Origin of the sequence: Desulfotignum phosphitoxidans DSM 13687 (genome assembly GCF_000350545.1) — a bacterium.
GTDB lineage: Bacteria > Desulfobacterota > Desulfobacteria > Desulfobacterales > Desulfobacteraceae > Desulfotignum > Desulfotignum phosphitoxidans.
This window is the reverse complement of sequence record NZ_APJX01000001.1, coordinates 21,973-38,889: the sequence shown is the minus strand read 5'-3', so window position 1 is coordinate 38,889 and position 16,917 is coordinate 21,973. Positions and strand designations below refer to the sequence as shown.

General features: G+C 53.4%; 15 protein-coding genes. 3 read left to right on the top strand and 12 right to left on the bottom strand.

The window, feature by feature from the left end; all coding sequences use genetic code 11:
• Window positions 1-59: 59 nt before the first annotated feature.
• The gene (locus DPO_RS00160; RefSeq protein WP_006963457.1) at window positions 60-269 is read left to right on the top strand and encodes a dodecin family protein; all 210 of its coding nucleotides are present in this window, start codon (window positions 60-62) and stop codon (window positions 267-269) included.
• Between the two features lie 73 nt (window positions 270-342).
• Here DPO_RS00160 and DPO_RS00155 read toward each other — a convergent pair whose 3' ends face one another.
• On the bottom strand, window positions 343-1,599 hold the full coding sequence (locus DPO_RS00155; RefSeq protein WP_006963456.1) for a glutamate-5-semialdehyde dehydrogenase: 1,257 nt from the start codon (window positions 1,597-1,599) through the stop codon (window positions 343-345).
• Between the two features lie 47 nt (window positions 1,600-1,646).
• On the bottom strand, window positions 1,647-2,789 hold the full coding sequence (proB, locus tag DPO_RS00150; protein WP_006963455.1) for a glutamate 5-kinase: 1,143 nt from the start codon (window positions 2,787-2,789) through the stop codon (window positions 1,647-1,649).
• A gap of 160 nt (window positions 2,790-2,949) precedes the next feature.
• Between proB and DPO_RS00145 the strand changes: the two genes are divergently transcribed.
• Window positions 2,950-3,570, top strand: coding sequence for a LysE family translocator (locus DPO_RS00145; RefSeq protein WP_006963454.1), 621 nt, complete (start codon window positions 2,950-2,952; stop codon window positions 3,568-3,570).
• 93 nt (window positions 3,571-3,663) lie between these two features.
• Here the strand turns inward: DPO_RS00145 and DPO_RS00140 are convergent, their stop codons facing one another.
• From DPO_RS00140 to DPO_RS00100, 9 genes are all read right to left on the bottom strand, one after another.
• Window positions 3,664-5,952: a hydrogenase iron-sulfur subunit gene (locus DPO_RS00140; protein ID WP_006963453.1), complete on the bottom strand. Its 2,289-nt coding sequence runs from the start codon at window positions 5,950-5,952 to the stop codon at window positions 3,664-3,666.
• A gap of 14 nt (window positions 5,953-5,966) precedes the next feature.
• On the bottom strand, window positions 5,967-6,572 hold the full coding sequence (locus DPO_RS00135; protein WP_024333874.1) for a 2Fe-2S iron-sulfur cluster-binding protein: 606 nt from the start codon (window positions 6,570-6,572) through the stop codon (window positions 5,967-5,969).
• Window positions 6,573-6,586: 14 nt separating this feature from the next.
• Entirely contained in the window at window positions 6,587-8,488 is a 1,902-nt protein-coding gene (locus DPO_RS00130) for an NADH-quinone oxidoreductase subunit NuoF (protein ID WP_006963451.1), read from the bottom strand.
• Complete coding sequence (locus DPO_RS00125; RefSeq protein ID WP_006963450.1) at window positions 8,481-8,978, bottom strand: NADH-quinone oxidoreductase subunit NuoE family protein; 498 nt, start codon at window positions 8,976-8,978, stop codon at window positions 8,481-8,483. Before DPO_RS00125 ends, DPO_RS00130 begins: the two co-directional genes overlap by 8 nt.
• Window positions 8,979-9,038: 60 nt before the next feature.
• Window positions 9,039-10,712 (bottom strand): sigma 54-interacting transcriptional regulator, encoded by a 1,674-nt coding sequence (locus DPO_RS00120; RefSeq protein ID WP_160166873.1) that lies wholly within the window; start codon window positions 10,710-10,712, stop codon window positions 9,039-9,041.
• Window positions 10,713-11,030: 318 nt separating this feature from the next.
• A complete protein-coding gene (locus DPO_RS00115) occupies window positions 11,031-12,737 on the bottom strand; it encodes a sigma 54-interacting transcriptional regulator (protein ID WP_006963448.1) in 1,707 nt (568 codons plus the stop codon).
• A 129-nt stretch (window positions 12,738-12,866) separates the two neighbouring features.
• The gene (gene pspC, locus DPO_RS00110) at window positions 12,867-13,307 is read right to left on the bottom strand and encodes an envelope stress response membrane protein PspC (RefSeq protein WP_006963447.1); all 441 of its coding nucleotides are present in this window, start codon (window positions 13,305-13,307) and stop codon (window positions 12,867-12,869) included.
• A 7-nt stretch (window positions 13,308-13,314) separates the two neighbouring features.
• The gene (locus DPO_RS00105; RefSeq protein WP_006963446.1) at window positions 13,315-13,560 is read right to left on the bottom strand and encodes a hypothetical protein; all 246 of its coding nucleotides are present in this window, start codon (window positions 13,558-13,560) and stop codon (window positions 13,315-13,317) included.
• Between the two features lie 32 nt (window positions 13,561-13,592).
• Window positions 13,593-14,276: a PspA/IM30 family protein gene (locus tag DPO_RS00100; RefSeq protein WP_006963445.1), complete on the bottom strand. Its 684-nt coding sequence runs from the start codon at window positions 14,274-14,276 to the stop codon at window positions 13,593-13,595.
• A gap of 198 nt (window positions 14,277-14,474) precedes the next feature.
• Here DPO_RS00100 and pspF point away from each other — a divergent pair, with 198 nt between their 5' ends.
• The gene (gene pspF / locus DPO_RS00095) at window positions 14,475-15,506 is read left to right on the top strand and encodes a phage shock protein operon transcriptional activator (RefSeq protein ID WP_006963444.1); all 1,032 of its coding nucleotides are present in this window, start codon (window positions 14,475-14,477) and stop codon (window positions 15,504-15,506) included.
• 99 nt (window positions 15,507-15,605) lie between these two features.
• Here pspF and DPO_RS00090 read toward each other — a convergent pair whose 3' ends face one another.
• The gene (locus tag DPO_RS00090; protein ID WP_006963443.1) at window positions 15,606-16,829 is read right to left on the bottom strand and encodes an argininosuccinate synthase; all 1,224 of its coding nucleotides are present in this window, start codon (window positions 16,827-16,829) and stop codon (window positions 15,606-15,608) included.
• Between the last annotated feature and the right edge of the window lie 88 nt (window positions 16,830-16,917).

Here is a 16,917-nt window from a genome sequence, read left to right as displayed (position 1 = left end):
GTTCACTCTGAGCTCTTGCGAAGCCCTTTTTTTAAAATGTTTAAGCAAAGGAGGTAATCATGAGCGACAGTGTCTACAAAATCATCGATCTGGTGGGTGCCAGCACCACATCCTGGGAAGACGCGGCCAACAAGGCCATTGCCAAAGCTTCCGGATCCCTGCGGGATCTGCGCATCGCTGAGGTGAAGAAACTGGACATCAAAATCGAGGAAGGCAAACCCGCCCTGTTCCGCACCAATATCCGTCTGTCCTTCAAGTACCAGGATTGACGGTCAGAAACAATCTGCCGGGAAAAAACAGAGATCGTTCTTTCCCGGCAGAACCTGAGCCCATAACAGAAGATCAGGTCCGGATCTGACCTGCGCCCCAGGCCACGAACTTGGTGGTGGTCAGTTCCCGGATGCCCATGGGGCCATACGCGTGGAGTTTGGAGGTGGAAATGCCGATTTCAGCCCCCAGCCCCAGTTCTCCTCCGTCGTTGAACCGGGTGGAAGCGTTGACGATCACCAGAGACGCGTCCACCTCCCGCACGAACCGCCGGGCCCTGTCATAGTCGGTGGTGATGATGGCTTCGGTGTGATTGGAGCCGTATGCGGCAATGTGGCCCATGGCCCCATCCATGTCCGGCACCACCCGGACCGCCAGAATCAGATCCAGATATTCAGCCGCCCAGTCCTCGTCTGTGGCCGGCTGAATATTTTCCAGCATCCGGCAGCAGGCCTCACAGCCTTTTAGGGTGACACCGGCCTGAGTCATGGCGCGGTGCAGCTTTGGCAGAAAATCATCAGCGATCTTTTCATGCACCAGTAACGTTTCCATGGCATTGCACACCCCGGGCCGCTGGGCCTTGGCATTGACACTGATTTCCACGGCCATGTCCAGGTCGGCTGTATCATCCACATACCCGTGGCACACCCCTTTGTAGTGTTTGAGTACCGGAATGGAGGAATGGGCCACCACATGCCGGATCAGGCCTTCCCCTCCCCGGGGGATGATCAGGTCCACCAGCGCTTCCTGCTTTAACAGAATGTTGACCGCTTCCCGGTCCCGCACCGGAATCACCTGGGCCGCGGCATCGGGCAGCCCGGCATCCGCCAGCCCCTGGGCAATGACCTGTGCCAGGGCCAGGTTGGAATACAGGGCTTCGGAACCGCCCCGCAGAATCACGGCATTGCCCGCCTTCAGACACAGGCCGGCCGCATCCACGGTCACGTTGGGCCGGGATTCGTAAATGATGCCGATGACCCCCAAAGGGATACGCATTCTGGCAATTTCAAGCCCGTTGGGGCGGATGCTGGAATCAGACAACGTGCCCACCGGATCATCCAGCCCGGCCACAAATTTTAAACCCTCCGCCATGGCGACAATGGTTTTATCGGTGATCGTAAGCCGGTCGATCATGGCGGAAGACAACCCGTTTTCCCGGGCTGCGGCCACATCTTTCTGATTTTCCGATTTGATCTGTTCTGCCCGGGTTTCCAGCAGGTCAGCCATGATCATCAGGGCGGTATCCTTTTGTTTTCTGGGAACGGCAGCCATAATACCGGAAGCAGCCTTGGCAGCGGCAGCAATTTCAATGATCTGTGTTTCTATGGACATGATCACTCCTTGTTTTGTTCAATGGGGTTAAGCGGGACATAAAGCTGTCAGGCCGGATCACTGATGATCACCAGATTGTCCCGGTGAATGACTTCATCATAGGGCCGGTATCCGAGGCGGTCCTTGATCTGGCCGGTCTGGCATCCCATGATTTTCAGGACATCTGTGGCATTGTAGTTCACCAGGCCCATTCCCAGCAGATGTTTGCTTTCATCCATGAATTCCACGGGATCTCCCACGTCAAAATAGTCATCCACCCGGACAATGCCGGAAGGCAGCAGACTTTTATGCTGCCGGACCACGGCATCTTTGGCTCCGGCATCAATGGTGATCCGGCCCTTGGCCTGCAGGGTAAGGCCGATCCATTTCTTTTTGGAGTTGAGTCGTTCCGCTTTGGGAACAAAATAGGTGCCGTCATACGTGTTTTCAAAAATGGACAGCAGAATATCGGGAGTGAACCCGCAGGCAATGATTTTGGGAATGCCGGCAGTGGTCAGTTTTCTGGCGGCCGTGATTTTGGTTTTCATCCCGCCGGTACCTAAAGGGCCGGCAATGGTGCCGGCCATGTCTTCCACCTGCTGCCCCGGGTTGTCCACCACCCGGATGAGCTGGGCATCTTCATGAATCCGGGGGTCTTTGTCGAACAGCCCGCCGATGTCGGTGAGGTTGATCATCAGGTCTGCATCCATGAGCATCGTGATCATGGCACCCAGATTATCATTGTCCCCGAACTGCAACGATTTTACCGCCACCGTGTCGTTTTCATTGATAATGGGCAGTACCTGCCAGTTCAGCAGCGTGTTGATGGTGTTTCTGGCATTCAGGTACCGCACCCGGTCACACAGATCTCCTCTGGTGAGCAAAAGTTGCGCCACTTTTCTGCCGCATTTTTCCACGGCTTTTTCCCATTCCCGGATGAGATCCGCCTGGCCGATGGCTGAGACTGCCTGACGTTTGGGAATGTCGGAGGGGCGTTTGGACAACCCCAGTTTAGTGACACCGGCGGCCATGGCACCGGAAGAGACCAAAATCACCTGAATGCCCCGGTCATAAAGCCGGCAGATCTGATCGGACAGGCTGGCGATGATATCGATGTTCAGGCTGTTTTTCCGGGTCAAGACCCCGGAGCCCACTTTAACGACAATGCGGTGAACCGGACCGGTGAGCCAGGATGGGGGCTGTGCGTTCATTACAAGTTTTTATATAACCTCTTTGTCTGTGTTGGCAAAATTTTTTCCTATGCCCATTAGAAACAAATGTCAACCTGAAAATGGGAATCATTGCTTTTACAGTCATGGGGTGGTTAAAAATCTTTACAGCAACAAATGTTGCTGATACAAAGAAAAGCAAATGATCCATTTTCTGTTCATGGGCCTGGTGCTGGGCCTGTCGGCCGGGCTGGCACCGGGGCCGTTGCTGACGCTGGTGGTATCGGAGACCCTGCGGTATCATGTGGGGGCAGGGATCCGGGTGGCCCTGGCGCCGTTGATCAGTGATCTGCCCATTGTGGTGGTGTCGGTGGGGCTGTTGTCCACCATGGCCGATTTCGAGGCGGTACTCGGGGCCATTTCCCTTATGGGGGGCGCAGTGGTGTTCCGCATGGGGGTTCATGGGTTGAAAACCCGGGCCCTGGTGATCGAACCGGAGGTGTCCGGCCGCAATGCCCTGGTCAAAGGGGTGCTGGTGAATGTGCTGAGCCCCCACCCCTATCTGTTCTGGATTTCAGTGGGCGCGCCGCTGGTGCATCGGGCCATGGCCGTGAGCCTGGCAGCGGCTATGGCGTTTATCGCGGGTTTTTATCTGCTTCTGGTGGGATCCAAGGTGGTTGTGGCCCTGGCGGTGGGCCGGTCCAGGACAGTGATCAAAGGGCGGGCCTATGTACTTATCATGCGGGGGCTGGGCCTGGCATTGTGTCTGCTGGCCCTGATGCTGGTCAAAGACGGACTGACCCTGGTCGGGGTATGGGGGTGATCCTGCCCTGATTCAGGCACAGCAATAAAACTTTTTATGTCTGGATCAGGGCAGGGCGGGTGTGTAACGTTGATTTGAAGTTAGACAAGGCGGTCAGGCATACCGGTAAAAGGCCGGCTCATTTAAGGCGCTTTCAGCAAAATCAAACTCTTCTTCAATGGCAGCGGTGAAGTCCCGGTCAAATTCCAGGGCATGCCTCTGGTCTCCGCGATAGGTTTTTTCCCAGGGCCGTCGTAACGCCACCGACAGCAGGGTACGTATCCTTGTGTTGTACTTGCACAGCTGATAGATGGAGGCAAGGTTGTCCAGATTGGCCTGGGTTTTCGGGATCGGTCCCAGGGCTGCAATCAGGGCATTGAAGGAATCCACTGTTTTGACAAACTCTTCGGGTTTGTTCATATCTGCATGGGCAATGGCGATCCTGCGGCGGTCAAACCCGCACAATTCAAACAGCTTTTTTATCAGATTCACCCGGTTCCAGGCATGGTCGATGCCATAGGAATGGTGACACTCTTCAGGCAGGCAGCCGATGAGCAGCAAGCCGGGCGCACCTTCCAGAAATGCTTTGGCCATGACAGCCGGATCGATCTGGCCCACACAGGGGATACCCAGTATATGGGTGCGCGGGTCATAGGACATTTTTCTGCGGTGGGCATTGTCTGCAGCAGGCAGTCCGCCCCAGACACAGGCCATGGCCACCACTTCATCAGGTTCCATCTGTCTGGAAAGAGCGCCGATTCTGGCTTCTTTCTGGTCGGTACTGTTATTCTGGAGCACCAGCGCACCATAGGGACAGGCTGCGGCGCAGGTGCCGCCGCCGGTGCACAGCATGGGGTCAACGATCCTGGGCAGGCCCCCGGTTGACTTCTCGATACCGATGCCGCCGCAGTCGCACAATTCCTGGCACTGGCCGCAGGCCACACATTTGTCAGTATCCACCACACAGACAATGCGGGGCACCAGCAGTTGATGGGCGTGTGATTTTTCAATCATCTCCACGTTTCTGGTGCCTGCTTTTCTGCCCTGGTTCAATGCTTCCTGCAGGTCGCACGGGTATCGGGCACTGCCGGCCAGATAGGTTTCCTCCCGGCCGATCATTTCCGGTCTGACCTTGGCGTGATGCCCGGTCAAAAAAGGCGTTTCTTTGTGAATCAGTCCCAGTATCCGGGCCGTGGTCTTTGCTTCACCGTTGATCCCTCTTTTGGGGGAGAGCACCAGAAAATCCCAGGCAAGCTCGTGTTCCACATGATCTTTGAGGTTGCAGAAGGTCACATAGCCGTCCTGGACAGAGGGGCGGACCGCATTGTCATAAGGTATCCAGGCAATTCCCGCTTTCCGGTTGACCGCTCTTTCCGCTCCGGTCAAAGGAATGGCCATTTTTTCGTTGTGAAAAATCATGACATTGGTTTCAGGAGAGCATGCTTTCATATGCATGGCCATTGACCATGCGTTTTTTGCTGAAAGCATTGCATGTTCAGGCATGCCGTATTCATAGTCACTGATCCAGAAGACCACCTGTCCTTTTGGGGTGCCGTTCTGGGTAATCTGTTCCTCCATTTCAGATTGAATGAGAACGGCGCGGCCGTCATAGCCGAACTCGGGACCCGGCGGTGACAATTCAGCGTCCAGTGCTGCGATGACCGCACCTGCTTTTATGGTTTCTTCCTGTCCGTTCTGAAGGGTGAAGGTCAATGTATAGTTTCCTGTAACACCGACAAGTTCAGTGAGCCGGCTGTGTTCAAAAACCGTCAGATCTTTGCTGTCCAGGGTGTCTGAGATCAGGGTTTTCAAACGATCGTAATGGGGGCGTTCCCCCGGGTAGGAAAGGTGCAGGTTCCGGATGATTTTGTCCGGATCTGTTTCAGGAACCGACAAAATACATTTGATGCCGGCCTGGGTGATTTTCCGTACAGCCGGAAAAGAGGAAATGCCGTTGCCCACCACCACCACCGGGCCGTCAATTCTGGCCCGCTTTTGTTCGGTTGCCTTGAGTACCCGCATTTCAGCAATGGAGGCAATGATCAGTTTTGCGGCTTTTGCGGCTTTTTCCAGGGGTGATTTGTCTGATACGGTGGCCACATGGCTGTGGAGATTGACCATATCAATCTGGCCCTTTAAAATATCAACAGGTTCAAGAGCGGTTTCAAATTTTTTGAGCATGGTGCGGCCTTCGCAGCCGGCAATGATGATGCGGTTCAACCGGTTGGCGGCAGCCGCAGACATGATTTTTTCCAGGCCCGGTTGAAGGCATGGAAATGAGAGGATCTCACAATAATCTACTTCTGGTTGAATGGTGCTGTAAAGATGGGGCAAATCGATCAGGGGCGCAATCTCGTTTCCGCATTTACACAGAAACACGCCAATTTTTGTATCGGTCATCATAAGGACCTCCTTTTTTACATGGCCAGCTGTGTCAGCGGCATTTTGGGTTCACCTCTTACGGTATCAAAGATATCCTTCATGGCGCCTGTGGGGCAAACAGTGAGACAGCAGCCGCAGGCCACACACACATCGGTGGGCCGCATAAACGGAGAGCCCACTTTCTTGTGCACCCCCCTGTCCACCACGGCAATGGCGGACAGGCCCACCACTTCTTCACAGATCCGCTGGCACAGACCGCAGATCATGCAGGTCTGGGACGGGTCATGGATCTTGAACCGTGTGGATACCACCCCGTGGGCTTGGGCCAGGGCACTGATTTCCGGGCTGGCCGGACATGAGGCCAGCAGCATTTCCAAAATCCACCGCCGCACATTATGGACCCGGGGGGTTTCGGTATAGACATTGATGCCTTCTGCCACCGGATAGATACAGGATGCCACCAGCTTGGACCAGTTTTTCTCTTTGAGTTCCACCATGCACAGGCGGCAGGCACCGCTGGGTTTGACAGCGGGATGATGACACAGGGTGGGAATCTCGATGCCGTATTCCCGGGCTGTTTCAAGAACCGTCCACCCTTTTTTGGCGGTTACTTTCTGATCATTTATCGTAAATGTAATCACTGGACTGGCCTCCATCATATGACGTTAACAGCGTTAAATTTGCAGGTATCCATGCAGATACCGCATCTGATGCATAAACCGGTATCAATGGCATGGGTTTTTTTCTTTTCTCCTTCAATACAGCCGACAGGACATTGTTTGGCGCAACTGGTGCACCCCGTGCACAGTTCCGGGTCAATCGAGTAGGTGATCAGGTTCTTACAGACCCCGGCCGGGCACTTTTGCCGGGTGACATGGGCCAGGTATTCATCTTTGAAGTATTTGAGGGTCGTGAGCACCGGGTTGGGGGCGCTGGAACCAAGGGCGCACAACGCGCTGTCCTGGATGGCTTTGGACAGGCTCAACAGATCCTCGATGTCTTTTTCAGACCCTTTGCCTTCTGAAAAATTGTCCAGAATTTCCCGCATCCGTGATAATCCCAGTCGGCACGGCATGCATTTCCCGCAGGATTCCTCTTCCAGAAACCGCAGAAAATACCGCCCCACATCCACCACACAGTCTCTGTTATCCATGACGATCATGGCACCGGACCCCATCATGGAACCCGCCTTTGTCAATGAATCAAAATCCACGGGGGTGTCTTTTAATTCATAGGGAATGCACCCGCCGCTGGGGCCGCCGGTCTGGACCGCCTTAAAAGGGGCTCCGCCGGGAACGCCGCCGCCGATATCTTCCACAATGGTGGACAGCGGCACCCCCATGGGCACCTCCACCAGGCCGACATTGTTCACTTTGCCCACCAGGGAGAACACTTTGGTACCGGTGCTGTGGGGCACACCGATTTTGGCATACCAGTCTCCGCCCTTGTTCACAATCAAAGGGATGTTGGCCCATGTCTCCACATTGTTGAGCACGGTGGGCCGTCCCCACAGGCCTTCTTCCACAGACCTGACATATTTGGGTCTGGGGTTGCCGGGATTTCCTTCTATGGAGGTGAACAACGCGGTGGATTCACCGCAGACAAACGCGCCCGCCCCTCGGTTGATCCGGGCATCAAATGAAAATCCGGAGTTCAGGATATTGTCCCCGAGCAGCCCGCAGGCCCTGGCCTGTTCCATGGCAATGGTCAGATGTTTGATGGCCAGCGGATATTCGGCCCGGACATACAGATAGCCCTGGTTCGCACCAAGGGCATAGGCGCCAAGGATCAATCCTTCCAGCACGGCATGGGGATCCCCTTCCATGATGGTGCGGTCCATGAACGCGCCGGGATCCCCTTCGTCGCCGTTCACTACCACGTACACCGGCCGCCCTTTTTTCTCGATGGCAGTGAGGGCGCTGCGCCATTTTCTTCCGGTGGGAAATCCTGCGCCGCCCCGTCCTCTGAGACCGGAAGTTTCGATTTCCTGCACCACCTGTTCCGGGGTCATGGTGGTCAGGGCTTTGGCCAGGGCCTGATATCCGCCGGACGCGATGGTATCGCTGATATCTGTGGGATCGATTTTACCGATGTTATGCAGTACCACCCGGGTCTGGCGTTTGTAAAACGGGATATCCTGTTCATGGAGGATTTTTTCGCCGTCCGTGGGATTCTTGTAAAGCAGGCGTTTGACCACATCCCCCTGGACAATGGTTTTTTCAATGATCTCTTTGGCATCTTTTGGTTTGACTTTCTGGTAAAAGATGCCCCGGGGACGGATCACCACCAGCGGGCCGTGGGAACAAAACCCCTGGCACCCGGTGGTTTTGATTCCCGGAACCACTTTGGCCTCAATACCGGATGTATCAAGGGCGGACCGGATGGCCGCACTGACATCGGCACTGCCGTTGGCCAGGCAGCCGGTGCCATGGCAGACCACGATTTCCGGCTGGTCCGGATCTCTTTTGTCCAGAATCTGTTTTCTCAAGCGGTTCAGATCATCAAGCGATCTGAGACGCAAAGCATCTGATTGTTCTGCAAGGGCGTGATCATGCATTTCCTGTTCCCTCCATCTCTTCGAGTGACGGATCGGTTAATGACTTCAATACCTTTTCCATTTTTTTGGCCGTGGCATTGGGGTGGTATTGGTTGTCAACAGACACCACCGGTGCCAGGGCGCAGGCACCGACACAGTTCACTGTATTCAGGGTAAACCGCATGTCTTCGGTGGTGCCCCCGGATTCTACATGAAGCCTTCTTTCCAGATCCTCCACCAGGCGCTGGCCCCCTTTGAGATGACAGGCGGTTCCCAAACAGACCTTGATCTCATGTTCTCCGACGGGATCCAGGCGGAAAGACTGGTAGAATGTGGCCACGGCATAGGCCTGGGTCAGGGGCACATGCACATGCTCGCTGGCCAGGCGCATGGCATCACCGGAGATGAAGCCGTACTTGTTTTGAATTTCCTGCAAAATAACAATCAGGGATTCCGGTTTGGCTGGATACTGATCCATCATTTCGTCGATATAAAGGGCGTTGTCAGACATGGTACTGCTCCTTTTGAATGGTTTTAGGTACTTTAAAGTTGGCTATAAAATTTTTTGTGCCTATATCAGGCCGGCACCTTTCATTTTCCGCCACAGGGAAGTGCGGCTTATGGTCAAAAGTTTGGCCGCCTGTGCTCTGTTTCCGTCCGCTTTTTCCAGAGCCCACAGTAGATTTTCCTGATCAGGATTAATTTTTTTGCCCGGACCCGGGGGTTTTTGTCCGGTGAAATCTTCCATTTCCGGCAGATACCGGGGAAAGATGATGGGGCCTCTGACAAAGACAAACGCATGTTCCATGCAGCGCTCCAGTTCCCTGATATTTCCCGGCCAGTGATATGTTTTGAAAAAATCCATCACCTTGGGATCCACCAGCCGGACGTTTTTGTCATATTTAAGGTTGAATGTGTTGATGAAATGGTCCACCAGCAAGGGGATGTCTTCAATACGCTCCCGCAGGGGCGGAACCCGTAAAGGGATGGTTCTGAGCCGGTAATAGAGATCTTCTCTGAAACGGCCGCAGGCCATGGCTTTGTCCAGATCCTGATTGGTGGCCGCAATGACCCTGGCAAAAAGCGTTATGGGTGAACTGCCCCCCACCCGTTCAAATTCCTTCTGCTCCAAAACCCTGAGCAACTTGACCTGGAGAGCGGGTTTTAATTCACCGATTTCATCCAAAAACAGGGTGCCGTTTCCTGCCAGTTCAAACCGGCCCTGTTTCATTTGATCCGCCCCGGTAAAAGCCCCTTTTTCATGACCGAACAGCTCTGATTCCAGAAGGGTTTCAGGCAGAGCCGAACAGTTGACCGCCACAAAGGTTTTCGCATCCGGATGGGAAAGGGTATGAATGGCCCTGGCCACCAGTTCCTTGCCGGTACCGCTTTCACCGGTTATAAGGACATCCGCCTGGCTTGCCGCCACATCCCTGAGCATGGCAAAAAGGGATGTCATGGCCGCGTTTTTGCCGATCATCCCTTGAAACGTAAATGCATCCAGAGAAGGCCGTTTGTTTTCTTTTTTCATGGGCAGCAGCCGGAAACTTTCAACCGCCCCCACAACACGGCCGTCAGCCGTTTTCAAGGGACCGGCATTGAAACGGATTTTCCGGACAGATCCGGTGTGGGTCCGTATGGTCGTTTCCTGGTTTTCCCATGACCGCCCGTTTTTGAAAATATCAGCCAGAGGGCAGTTGTGTTGACAGGACCCGGACTGAAACACCTGCCAGCAGTATTTGCCGATGATATCATCCCGTGCATGCCCGGTCAGTGTTTCAGCGGTTTTGTTGAACCCGTTGACCCGCCATTCCCGGTCAATGGAAAAAACGCCCTCAGGCAGGCTGTCCACCACCCCCTGGTATCCCAGTCTCGGCAGATATGTCAGAGAAGGGGGAGATGTTTCCGCCCGGTTTTGGACGTCTATCGCCTTGAAACTCAGGATGACGCCGATGGCTGACTGATGTTTTGACATCAGCGGAAGGGCTGAAACATGGCAGTGAAACGGTCTGCCGGATGCATTGACCAGGCAGATGACGGCATCTTTGACAGGGGCCTTTTTTTCAATGGCATCGGCAAAAAGCCTGCCGGCAGCTGCCAGAGATTTTGTGTCCACTATTTTTTCAAGGGGGCAGTCAGTCCCGGGGGCCGGTGCAATTTCCAGCATCCGGCATGCCTGCCGGTTGATCCCCATCACACTGAATTCTGAAGATAATGCGATGATGCCGGTCTTATCAGACCGCATATGGGGGGTATCCGCCCTTTTCATAAAATAGCCCTGCCCGTGAACATGGTTGCTTCCCTTTTTTTTAGCACGGCATCCATTGCCGGAGTGCCTGGTTGCTCAGCCATAGTGCAAAGGGCGGACCATCAATACTAACTATCTGAAATTATAGGTAAATATAAATTTATTTGGGGTGCGGCCGGTTAGGGGCCAGCCGTGATTGAAACAAGGAAGGGAAACTTAAAAGAATATTTTGAGATAACTACCTGAAAATAATGAAAATTATTTTAATGTGAAAAAATGAAACATTTGAAACATTTGAAACGTATTTTTGAAACATCAGTCCAGCAAGCCCAGGGTTTTCATCTTCCGCCACAGGGAAGTGCGGCTGATACCCAGCAGATCCGCAGCCTTCTGCCGGTTGCCATCTGATTTTTCAAGGGCCTTTAAAATGGTTTCTGTATTCCGACCCTGCTTTGCGTTATGGGGTGTTTCAGCGGCAGTCAGTTTGCCGGCCATTTCCAGACGCGGCAGGTTTTCCAGCCGGATAATGGGTCCTTTGACAAAAACAAAGGCATGTTCAATGGTTCTTTCCAGTTCCCGGACATTGCCCGGCCAGTCATAATCTGAAAACAGGGCCATTACTTTCGGGTCAACCCCCTTCACTGTTTTTTTGAATGTGGTGTTAAAAAACCGGATATAATACCGCACCAGTAAAGGGATGTCTTCTTTGCGTTCCCTGAGGGGGGGAATGGCCAGGGGCACGGTTCTTAACCGGTAGTAGAAATCTTCCCTGAAAGAGCCGTCCTTCAAAGCCCGGGTAAGGTTCCGGTTGGTGGCGCTGATAATGCGGGCCTCCAGCGGAAGGGTTTCAGTGCCGCCGACCCGCTCGAATTCTCTTTGTTCCAGAACCCGGAGCAGTTTGATCTGCAGGCTGGGTTTCAGTTCACCGATTTCATCCAGAAAAAGGGTCCCTTTTTTCACCCGTTCAAACCTGCCGGGCCGGGCCCTTGTGGCACCGGTAAATGCGCCTTTTTCATGGCCGAACAGCTCTGATTCCAGAACACTTTCGGCAAGGGCAGAACAGTTGACCGCGACAAAAGGATGTTTTGCCCGGGAGGAATTGTCATGCAAAGTGCGCGCAAACAGCTCTTTTCCCGTACCGCTTTCACCGGTAATAAAGACATTCACCTCACTGGCTGCAAGATCCGGCATAAGTGCAAAAAGCTGTTGAATGGGCCGGCTGTTTCCAATGATGTGTGAAAAAGCATGGGGGTGCTTTGTTCCTTCAGGCTGATTTCTCTCACCGGTCAATGGCCGGAAAGTTTCCACTGCCCCGGCAACCCGCCCGTGCTCATCCTTGAGAACACCGATATTCACCAGTATGGTCAGTCGGGCTCCCTCTTTTTTTAAAATGCGGATATCCTGGTCCATCTCTGATTGGCCGGTTTCAATGGCGGTTCGCAACGGACATCCGATATCACACAGATCTGAGCGGAAAACTTCCCAGCAATAGCGGCCAAGCACCTCTTTTCTGGAATAGCCGGTGATTTCTTCAGCGGTTTTGTTGAAAGAGGCGATCCGCCATTTTGTGTTAATGGTGAACACCCCTTCGGGTAATGCTTCCAGCAAAGACTGATGCTTGATCAACGCCTTGTTGGAGATGTCATCTGTGGTATTATGGGATTCCAGAGGTGTTGAAACCTGCTTAAAGGAAAAAATAAGGCCGATGATCATCCGGCTGGTTTCATACAGGGGGTGAACGGCATAACGGATGAAAATAGATTTGCCGGATGCGGTTTTCAGCGCGGCTATTGCATCCACCCGGGTTCTGCCCTGGTGGAGTGTCGCGTCAACCGCATCTTTTATTATCGACAGATCGGGGCCGGCGATAAAGGAACTGAAATTCAGTTTTTGGCCATACCTGAGTTCAGGGGTGATGATTTCCCGGGCCGCCGGATTAAAGCTCATTATTCCCAGGGACCTGTCCAGCACCACCAGGCCTTCGTCCGCATTGATCAATGAATTACTTGTGTTGCCCTTCACATCCCGGCATCCGTTTTACTTTGGGTTCATTGCTTTCCGGCCCTGCCTGCTGTCGGCATAACTCTATGGCAATTGAAATCCAGTGTCAACCATTGCCATAGAAACAAAAAAGCATCCGGCATTATCAGGTTACAGGTCAAAATCCCTGGAGGTGACCGTGTGCTCCATGCGCCGGATGCGCTGGTCGATGTTGTCGAATTTTCGCTTAAGGCGCTGGAGGGCCGATTCCCTGGAGGTGGTATAAGACTGGTAGAACTCCTGGTCGGTTTCGTTTTGAAACGGTACCACCGGGGCCGGTTTCAGAATCAGTCCGGCAATGATGTAGATCACCCCGACGGGCCAGAATCCGGTGAACACAAAGATCAGTAAAAACGCCACCCGAACCCAGAAGACGCTCAGATTGAAATGTTCGGCCAGCCCCCGGCATACGCCTAACAGAATTCCTCTTCTGGAGCGGTAGATGCGGCGGTCTCCGGTGATGTCATTGAACCGGTCCCGGAATCGCCGGTTTGGCTGGTTGCCCCGGCCGAACCCGGATGCGTGATGTCTTCGTTTATAATGATATCTCATCGTATCGTCAGTCCTTTTTTTGTCGTTCAATCAAGATGGTTTCCAATGCTTCCACCCGTGCTTCCATTTTTGACAGGCCATGGTAAATATCCTGGATCATCCGGGTCTCGTCATCATGGGTCTGGCGGTCCTTTTTATAAATGCCGCCGGTTCGGGCGGCCCGGATGATTGCGATGATCACCAGTCCGATGGTGATCACCACCAGAATGATGCCTCCCACACCCATTGCCATGATCAGCAATCCGTTCATCATACATCGTCTCCTTTGGGGTTGATGATCTTATCTTAGTGGCTGACTGTATCATCTTTGGGCCGGGTTTGGGAGGATTTTAATTCCGTCAGCTGCTGCTCGATTTCATCATCTGCGGACAGTTCCTCAAACGCGGCTTCAATGTCGGATTTCCTGCCGAAGTTTACCAGGTCGGCTTCCGCTTCCATACGCTCGATATTGGATTCCATTTCATCGAATCGCTGTACGACCTGGGCTGAGTCCACGCGCCGGATTTCCTGGTGGGCCTTTTTCTTGCGCTGGGCCCGGATATGACGCTGTACCAGCATGCGTTGTTTTTCCCGGGCGGATTTAAGTTTGTTCTCCAGTTCCTGGATATCATCCTGGTACTGTGCCACAATGGATTTGAGCTCGGTCAGCTCCTGTTCCACGGCCTCGCATCGCTGGGAAAACCGCCTTTTTTCCAGTAAGGCCTGCCGGGCCAGGTCATCTCTGCCCCTGGATACGGCCAGCGCCGCTTTTTGATCCCAGAATGCTTCCTTGTCACAGGTTTCCTCCAGCAGCCGGGACACTTTTTTCTGGCTGGCAATGGTGCCGGCACAGGAGGATTTAAGTTCCACCAGGGTGTCTTCCATTTCCCTGATCATCAGCTTGATGAGTTTCTCCGGGTCTTCGGCCCGGTCCAGCATGGCGTTGATGTTGGCGGATACAATGTCTCTGAATCGTGTAAAAATACCCATGATACATCTCCTTGTTTTTTATATGTGAACTAATTCGCGTTTTGGCGGTGCAATGTTGGGTTTGAAAAAAAATAGAGCAGAAACCGTGCCAGAGGGAAGATTGGATTGAATGTCTATTTATTTCAGATAGCTGTATGATTTGACAATTATATGGACAACTGGTAATATTTACCATAAATTAGTTTATATGGATGTTTTATGGTTGAATATGCCACATACGAAGCCATCGGCCAGTCCGAGGCGTTTATTGAGTTTCAGGAGCAGATTTCCAGAGTGGCGCCGGTGGACCGGCCGGTCATGGTGATCGGGGAACGGGGTACGGGCAAGGAACTGGCTGCGGCTCGAATTCATTTTCTTTCCAAAAGGTGGGAAAAACCCCTGGTGACGCTTAATTGTGCGGCTTTGACCCCGACTTTGATCGGATCGGAATTGTTCGGATATGAAAAAGGGGCGTTTACCGGGGCCGGGACCCGCACTGCCGGCCGGTTTGAACAGGCAGCCGGCGGGACTCTGTTTCTGGATGAAATCGGCACCATTCCCATGGAGGTTCAGGAGAAAATTCTGCGGGCCGTGGAGTACGGTACCTTCGAGCGGGTGGGATCTGCGCGTCCGGTGCAGGTGGATGTGCGCATCGTGGCCGCCACCCATGCCGATCTGCCTGCCATGGTAAAAAGCGGCACATTCAAGCAGGACCTTCTGGACCGCCTGAGTTTCGAGGTGATCCATGTGCCGCCGCTGCGGTGCCGCAAAGAGGATATTCTGGTGCTGGCCCGTCATTTTGCCACCCGAATGGCGTTTGAACTGGGCCGGGAACCGCTGCCCGAACTGACGGAATCCGCTGAAAATGCACTGATCTCATACCCCTGGCCGGGCAATGTCCGGGAGTTGAAAAATGTGGTGGAAAGAGCGGTCTACAAACATGACACCCACCGGATCCATGAGATCTGTTTTGATCCGTTTGAAAATCCATTTGGACATCCGGATAAAGAAATGAAACCAAAGGGCCCGGCCCGGGATTTCCCCGAATGGGTGCAGACATCAAAAAGCGTTGAAGACCAAAGTATGGGACGTCTGACGACCTTACCTTTGAAAGCCGCGGTTCAGGCCCTGGAAACCCTTCGGGTCAAAGACGCGTTAAAACAAACCCGGTTTCACCAGAAAAAAGCGGCAGCCCTGCTGGGCTTGACCTATGATCAGTTCAGGGGGATCAAAAACCGTTTAGGGATCTGATTCAACGGCATCAGCCAGACCGATCAAACGCAACAGACAGAAATGGCCTGAGAGGCATGGGCAATCCTGGCGCCATGCCTCTTTTGACAGGGTGCACTGTTATTGATTCACAATCCGTCTGTGGGCCATTAACCGGATGGCGTTGATGCGGATGAACCCTTCGGCATCCTCCTGATTATACCCGCCTTCGATATCCATGGAAGACAGTTCCTGATTGTACAGTGAGGACGGGCTGGTCCGGGCCACAGGATAAGCCGTGCCTTTGTAGAGTTTGAGGAATACATCCCCGTCGATGAGCTCCTGGCTTTTGTCCATGGCCGCCATGATGAATTCCATTTCCGGGCTGAACCAGAATCCGTTGTAAACCAGTTCTCCGAGCTTGGCAGCCAGCATGTCCCGCAGCCGCATCACCTCCCGGTCCATGGCAACGCCTTCAATATCTTTGTGGGCGGCGTGAAGGATGCTGCCGCCCGGGGTTTCATACACCCCACGGGATTTGATGCCCACAAACCGGTTCTCCACCATGTCCAGGCGGCCGATGCCGTGTTCGCTTCCCATCTGGTTGAGGTATTCAAACAGTTCCAGGGCATCGGTTTTCACCGTGCCGTCCGTGAGGTTTTCCACTTCCACGGGGATGCCGTCCCTGAACCGGATCCGGATCCGGACCGGGGTATCCGGCGCGTTTTCCGGGGATGTTGTGTGGGAGTAAATGCTTTCTTCACATTCATGGGCCGGGTCTTCCAGGATGCCGGCCTCATGGGAGATATGAAGCAAATTGTCGTCTTCGCTGTAGGGTTTGGATGCGGTCTGCTTGGTGGGAATCCCGTGTTTTTCCGCGTAGGCCAGCAGATCGGTCCGGCCTTTGAATGCAGCCAGAAAATCTTTGTTCTTCCAGGGGGAGATGATTTTGATTTTCGGGTTCAACGCATAATAGGACAGCTCAAACCGCACCTGGTCGTTGCCTTTGCCCGTGGCGCCATGGGATACATAAGCCGCGCCCAGGTTGTTTGCGATCTCGATCTGTTTTTTGGCGATCAAGGGCCTGGCAATGGCGGTGCCCAAAAGATACCGGCCCTCATACAGGGCATTGGCCTTGAATACCGGAAAAATATAATCTGTGACAAACTCCTTGCGCATATCTTCGATGAACACATCCGAGGCCCCGATCTTCAGGGCTTTTTCCCGGGCCGCGTCAAAATCCTCCTGCTGCCCGATGTCGGCCATGTAGGCAAATACTTCATATCCCTGCTCCAGCAACCATTTCAGAATGACCGAGGTGTCCAGTCCGCCTGAATAGGCCAGAACCACTTTTTGTTTTGACATGGAAACTCCTTAAACTATTTAAAATTTATGGACTTATTTAGACGAAAACCATTGAATTAGTCAAGCGTTTATGTGTAAACACAGGTTG

Excerpts from the sequence above, each read along its gene's own strand:
- DPO_RS00160 (WP_006963457.1), top strand. The coding sequence starts at position 60 with ATGAGCGACAGTGTCTACAAAATCATCGATCTGGTGGGTGCCAGCACC.
- DPO_RS00155 (WP_006963456.1), bottom strand. The coding sequence starts at position 1,599 with ATGTCCATAGAAACACAGATCATTGAAATTGCTGCCGCTGCCAAGGCT.
- proB (WP_006963455.1), bottom strand. The coding sequence starts at position 2,789 with ATGAACGCACAGCCCCCATCCTGGCTCACCGGTCCGGTTCACCGCATT.
- DPO_RS00145 (WP_006963454.1), top strand. The coding sequence starts at position 2,950 with ATGATCCATTTTCTGTTCATGGGCCTGGTGCTGGGCCTGTCGGCCGGG.
- DPO_RS00140 (WP_006963453.1), bottom strand. The coding sequence starts at position 5,952 with ATGATGACCGATACAAAAATTGGCGTGTTTCTGTGTAAATGCGGAAAC.
- DPO_RS00130 (WP_006963451.1), bottom strand. The coding sequence starts at position 8,488 with ATGCATGATCACGCCCTTGCAGAACAATCAGATGCTTTGCGTCTCAGA.
- DPO_RS00125 (WP_006963450.1), bottom strand. The coding sequence starts at position 8,978 with ATGTCTGACAACGCCCTTTATATCGACGAAATGATGGATCAGTATCCA.
- DPO_RS00120 (WP_160166873.1), bottom strand. The coding sequence starts at position 10,712 with ATGCGGTCTGATAAGACCGGCATCATCGCATTATCTTCAGAATTCAGT.
- pspC (WP_006963447.1), bottom strand. The coding sequence starts at position 13,307 with ATGAGATATCATTATAAACGAAGACATCACGCATCCGGGTTCGGCCGG.
- DPO_RS00105 (WP_006963446.1), bottom strand. The coding sequence starts at position 13,560 with ATGATGAACGGATTGCTGATCATGGCAATGGGTGTGGGAGGCATCATT.
- DPO_RS00100 (WP_006963445.1), bottom strand. The coding sequence starts at position 14,276 with ATGGGTATTTTTACACGATTCAGAGACATTGTATCCGCCAACATCAAC.
- pspF (WP_006963444.1), top strand. The coding sequence starts at position 14,475 with ATGGTTGAATATGCCACATACGAAGCCATCGGCCAGTCCGAGGCGTTT.
- DPO_RS00090 (WP_006963443.1), bottom strand. The coding sequence starts at position 16,829 with ATGTCAAAACAAAAAGTGGTTCTGGCCTATTCAGGCGGACTGGACACC.